Annotated in this window: 6 protein-coding genes; all 6 read right to left on the bottom strand. The window is 69.9% G+C overall.

Going from position 1 to position 4,723, the window contains the following annotated elements:
* On the bottom strand, positions 1–1,521 hold a 1,521-nt coding region (locus tag AC1DU6_RS20380), incomplete at its 3' end, for a hypothetical protein (protein ID WP_477859191.1).
* Between the two features lie 18 nt (positions 1,522–1,539).
* A complete protein-coding gene (locus tag AC1DU6_RS20375) occupies positions 1,540–2,253 on the bottom strand; it encodes a phage baseplate assembly protein V (RefSeq protein ID WP_477859190.1) in 714 nt (237 codons plus the stop codon).
* 1 nt (position 2,254) lies between these two features.
* Positions 2,255–3,349: a phage late control D family protein gene (locus AC1DU6_RS20370; RefSeq protein WP_477859188.1), complete on the bottom strand. Its 1,095-nt coding sequence runs from the start codon at positions 3,347–3,349 to the stop codon at positions 2,255–2,257.
* Between the two features lie 12 nt (positions 3,350–3,361).
* On the bottom strand, positions 3,362–3,553 hold the full coding sequence (locus tag AC1DU6_RS20365; protein WP_477859186.1) for a hypothetical protein: 192 nt from the start codon (positions 3,551–3,553) through the stop codon (positions 3,362–3,364).
* A 17-nt stretch (positions 3,554–3,570) separates the two neighbouring features.
* Positions 3,571–4,506, bottom strand: coding sequence for a CIS tube protein (locus tag AC1DU6_RS20360; protein WP_477859184.1), 936 nt, complete (start codon positions 4,504–4,506; stop codon positions 3,571–3,573).
* Complete coding sequence (locus tag AC1DU6_RS20355; RefSeq protein ID WP_457391023.1) at positions 4,503–4,646, bottom strand: hypothetical protein; 144 nt, start codon at positions 4,644–4,646, stop codon at positions 4,503–4,505. Before AC1DU6_RS20355 ends, AC1DU6_RS20360 begins: the two co-directional genes overlap by 4 nt.
* Positions 4,647–4,723: the final 77 nt, after the last annotated feature.

Raw genomic sequence — 4,723 nt, 5'->3', positions numbered from 1 at the left:
ACAGACATTGAGCAGGATGAAGGCGCAGATCGTGATGATGGGAATCGAGAAGGAGCACAGCCAGCCCAGGCCGATCTCGCCGCCGTCCTTCGGCTTCTTCATGAAGTCCTCGGGCTTGTTGCGCATCAAGAGGTTGGCCAGGCCGGGCGGCACGTCGAAAGCGACGTTGGGCTTCATGGCGGCGAGGGACGCTCGGTCGAAGGCGGGCAGCGAAATGCGGGCCTGGGGCGTGCCGGTAGAGGCGAACCAGGGCGCCACGCGGTACGGCGGCGTCATGTCGCTCCATACCAGGCGGGTCGGGCAGCCAGGCTCGCCGCGCACGCGCACGAAGGCGCGGATGGCGTAAAGCGCCTCGGCGTCGTCGAAGCGGCCCTCCAGCGTGCGGGCCTCGGCGGCGCGGCCATCGAGCACGGTCAGTGCCGCGTTGGTGAAGCGGTCCAGCCAGCCAGCGGGCACGGGGCCGAAGTCGTCGGGGATGTCAACGGCGCTGGCGCCCAGGTCCGTGACGACGCGCACGCAGGCTTGCAGGAAGCCGGACGCTCCGGCGGTGATGCGCTCCGTGGTGCCGAAGGTGGTCACGTTGCGGCCGATGAGCAATTCATCGAGCAGCAGCAGCAGGGCCGTGCCGCGGCCGTTGATGTCGAACTCCAAGGCGAGCTGGCGGACAAAGGCGACGAACTGCTCACGCATGGCGGCGCTGTCGCCGCTGTCAGGTTCGCTGGCGTCGACGGGCACATCGCCGTTCAGCCAGGTGGCCTCGAAGGCGCCACGTGCGTTCGGCAAGGGGCGAATGCTGGCTCGGGACAGATAGGGCGACAGATGGGCGATGAAGCTGTCTCGCGCGGTGGAGCCGGGGGTGCGGGCGGCGGCGTAGTCCACCGCGGCGTCGGTCGGCTTGCGTAGCGCCTCGCTGGTGGGCACGACGCCATAGAGCAGGCTGCGTTTGGCGGCGTCGCAGACCGCGGGCATCAGCGCGTGCAGCGGGCTCACAGCCTCGGCCGGATGCACGGCGCGCAGGGCGGCCAGGCGCRCATCGACGCCGGGGTTGCCGGTGCGTGGCGCAGGGCGGCGGGCAGGGTCGGGATCGGCGTCGAAGGCGGCGGCGCTGGGCAGGCTGCGCCAGCCCTCGGCCTGCCAGGCCTGCCAGTTGTGCGGGTCAGCCAGGGCCTGGGAGTTCAGGTCATCCGGGCCGGCCCAGCGGCGCACGACAAAGCCGCTGGACTCGATCTTCTTCGGGTCCAGCCGCGGCGAGCCGAAGATTTCGCAGTGCGTGTCAAACAGCACCAGGTTGAAGCGCCGGTGGATGGGCTGGAACAGCGCGCGCGRGGCGCCCTGGTCGGGCAGGCGGGCGATGGGCAGCGAGGCCGGCCAGCCGAAGCGGGGCCAAGTGGTGGACGTGATGGCTTCGCTGAGCGCGGCGACGAAGTCGCCGGCCTCGATGTCGACAAGGACGGCCGGCGCATGCGGGTGCTGGCGCGACGGCCCACCCACGGCGACGGCGTGGTGGGGGTGGACGTCCATGACGGCTGCCATGTCAGTTCACCAAATATTGCCCGCGCCGGGCGTATAGCTCGACGACACGACGGCGTTGGTGATCAGCGTGTCGCACTGGACGACGCCGCTGAACTTGGACATGCCGGCGTCCACATTCACCATGCCGGCGCTGACCTTGACCGTCGCCGCATTGACGGTGACGGTGGCCGAAGCGGTGACAGTGATGCCGCTGCTCTCAAGCTTGATGCTGTTGCCGTTGGAGTCGACCAGCTCGCAGGAACCGGGGCCGTCCTTCAGCGTCAGCTTCTGGCCGCCGGGGGTTTCGAGGATGAGCTGTTCCTGGCCGTCCTGGTCGTCGAGGGTGACCTTCACGCCATTGCGCGAACGCAGCACCTTCAGGAAGTTGTTGCCCGAACCGTCCATGCTCTCGGGCGGTGAAGCCGCGCCATGCCAGAGACCGCCCAGCACGATGGGCATGCGTGCGTCGCCCTGCACAAAGCTCACCGCCACGAGGTCGCCGACGTCGGGTACCCACCAAGAGCCGCGGTTGTTGCCGGCGAAGGGAGCCACCAGCATGGCCCAGATCTCGGCGTCGCCGCTCTGCTCGTCCACGCCATGGACGCGCACCTTGACGCGGCCGCGGTTGTCGGGGTCCTTGATGTCGGTCACGTCGGCCATGAAGACGCCGCTGCCCAGCCAGGCCGGGCCGAGGGCCGGCGGGTTGCCGGCGGGGGCGAAGGTGAAGGGCGCGCGGTCCATATCAGTTGTCGGCGATGAAGGCCGACTGGGCGACGAACTCGGTGACGTACCCACTGGTGGGATCGAAGCGGTGGCGCGCTTCGACCACGGCATAGCAGTTGTCGAAGCGCCGGCCGACGCCATGCAGGTTCACGCGGCTGCCCACGCGCAGGCCGGCATTGCCCTCGGTGCGGCCGTGCAGGCGCACGAACTGGCGGGCGCGCTGGTCAAAGGCGGCGTCGGCGAGGGCCTGGGCTTCGGTGTCGTTGCGGCAGGGCAGGGTGCCGAGGTTCTCGCTGCGCTCGATGCCGATGTCGGACAACAGCGAGGCGCCCGTGCGGCCGCTTCCCGGCCCGGGTTGAGCGCCGGTGCTGGTCTTGGTGAAGTCGCTGCCGGCGGCCAGGTCGAAGCCGCGCGCCATGACCTCGGTGACCTGGCTGGACAGGTCGGCGATGACGCGCACCTCCTGCAGCTGGCTGTAGAGCGTCAGGTCCAGCGTGCCGCGGTCCATGTCGGCGCTGCTGCGCACCTGCAGCGTGCTGCCGATGACCTGCATCTCGCAGTCGCAGCGGCCCAGCACGCGGCGCAGGAAGGACAGGTCGCTTTCGTTCATCTGCACCCACAGCGCGTTGCCGCTGGGCAGGCCGGTGGCATCGACGGTGAGGCCGTGGCTGCTGGCGATGGTCTGCACAACGTCTTCCACGCTCGACGCCTCGTAGCTCTTGCTGTGGCGCTTCATGCGGGCGGCGAACAGTTTGTCCTCGGCCAGCACCAGCAGGCTCGGCGGTGCGCCGACGGAGCCGCTGGCTTCGATGGCGTGGATCTGGCCGTCGAAGATCTCGGTGGGGCCGGCGGTCTCGCCGGCATAGAGCTGCACGCGGGCACCGAGCTTGATGGGTCCGCCGGCGTCGAACACCAGGCCTAGGCTGCCGCCGACCATGCCCCAGTTGCCCATGCCGAGCGACAGGCTGCTCATGCCGCCCTCGGCCTCGGTGACGGAAAAGGTGCGCACGAGATCGTCCAGCGCGGGCAGGGCCTGACCGTCCACGCGCAGCGTCGGCCGCGCGCTGTAGGCGGTGCGCGAGGAGACGGGGCGTTCGCTGGTTTCGGGAGGCATGGCCGGTGAGTCCTAGTCGGCCAGCAGGCGCGCGCGGCGCTCGAGGGCGACGCTGAGTTGCTGGTCGAGCATGTGGGCGAATTCGGGCGTCCAGGCCGGCGTGGGCGTGGCGTTGGCCGCGCCCTGGGCGTCGCGTGATTGCTGGCCGGCGGTGGTTTCCGGTGGCGGAACGTCGACGACGAATTCATCGATGAAGACGGGCATGGCTTTTCTTCTCCTGCTCAGTCGTCGAAGCGCAGAGCGCGCGGGGCTTGGCCGACGTTGGCGCGCAGGCCGGCGGCGGCGCCGGGCAGGGCGCGGCCGTCGATGCTGAAGCCGGCGCCGACGTCGGTGGCGAGTTGCTGCGGCACTGGCGGCGGGGCGAGGCGGCCGGCGTCGAAGCGCAGCGATGGAGTAGAGGCGGAGAGGCCGATACCGGCACCCGCGCCGATTCCTGCGCCAATGCCGCCGACACCCGCACCGCCGGCGAACGACACCGCAGCCTTGAGTTCGACCTTGGCGCCGACAGCCAGCGTCGCGCCGGCCGAGAAGCGCAGGCTGACCTCGCCATTCATGCTGGCGATGGCGCGAGCGGCGCGCAGGTCACCACCCAGGCCGGCGATGCCGGCAGCACCACCCAGCCCGCCCGCCACCTCGAAGGCGCTGCTGCGGGCGCGCGAGGCGTTGGCGGCGGCCGGGTTGTCGCGCTCCAGAGCGCTGAACTCGTTGGGCTGCTCCTTCAGGGCCAGGGCCACGCTGGAGCGCAGCGGCACGCCCTCGGGTGAGAAGAAGTCCAGCGTCTCGCGATAGCTGTCCGAGATGCCGGTGAAGGTGAAGGTGCCCCACTCGAAGCGCAACGTCGGCGGCGTGAAGGCGGCACTGGACTCGGCGCTCTGGGTGCCGGTGGCGTCCGGCGAGCGCACGGCGGCGCGCAGTCGGCGCGTGATGGTGCGCACGTCTTCGCCGGTGTGGGTGGTGTCGAACAGCAAGTCCAGGCCGAGCTTGGCGCTGGACTGCGTGGCCGTCTGCGTGGTGCTGCCGCTGCCGCTTTGCGGGCTGGTGGAGTTGGTGATCTCCACCTGCAGCGACACCGGGTTGAAGTGCACCTCCACGGTGTCGATGTCCTGGCCATTCCTTTGCAGAACGATCTTGGCCTTGACGACATTGGGAGCAGTCATGTGAGCCCCTCGCCCAGCGAATACGCTGGCCGGTCCCCCGAGTGGACGGCGATGCTTGCCGGCTCGACCGGCAAGCACATCGCCAGACGGGCCGGCTCGGGAGCGGCCCAGCGCTCGGCCCGGAACTGCAGCAGCGTCATGTTGAATGCTCCAGTCCTTCGTGGACGATGTGCAGCTCTTCCACGCCCACGTCGGTGCCGCGCGCATTGAGGTCGGC

It is taken from the genome of Roseateles sp. P5_B10 (assembly GCF_056400485.1).
This window is presented reverse-complemented; position numbering and strand designations above follow the sequence as displayed.